This is a genomic window from Shigella sp. FC1967 (assembly GCF_001743005.1).
Classification (GTDB): Bacteria; Pseudomonadota; Gammaproteobacteria; order Enterobacterales; family Enterobacteriaceae; genus Proteus.
Genome location: NZ_MIIZ01000546.1, coordinates 1 through 201, shown reverse-complemented (window position 1 = coordinate 201; position 201 = coordinate 1). Strand labels below are relative to the sequence as shown.

Below are 201 nucleotides of genomic sequence, written 5' to 3'. Positions count from 1 at the left end.
CTTGAATGCGAAATTATTGAGATGGACGGAGAGCCTGACCATGTGCATCTGCTGGTTGCTTACCCGCCAAAACTGGCGGTCAGTGTGATGGTCAACAATCTGAAATCAGTATCGTCGCGCCTGCTGCGCCAGCAAAACACACATTTACGGACACAAAGTAAAACGGGACTTTTGTGGTCAAGGTCGTACTTTGTCTGTAGC

General features: G+C 48.8%; 1 protein-coding gene. It reads left to right on the top strand.

Annotation, left to right across the window (positions count from 1 at the left end; genetic code table 11):
- Nucleotides 1-201: IS200/IS605 family transposase (gene tnpA / locus BHE89_RS04615; RefSeq protein ID WP_128860323.1), on the top strand; the 201-nt coding region annotated here is incomplete at both ends.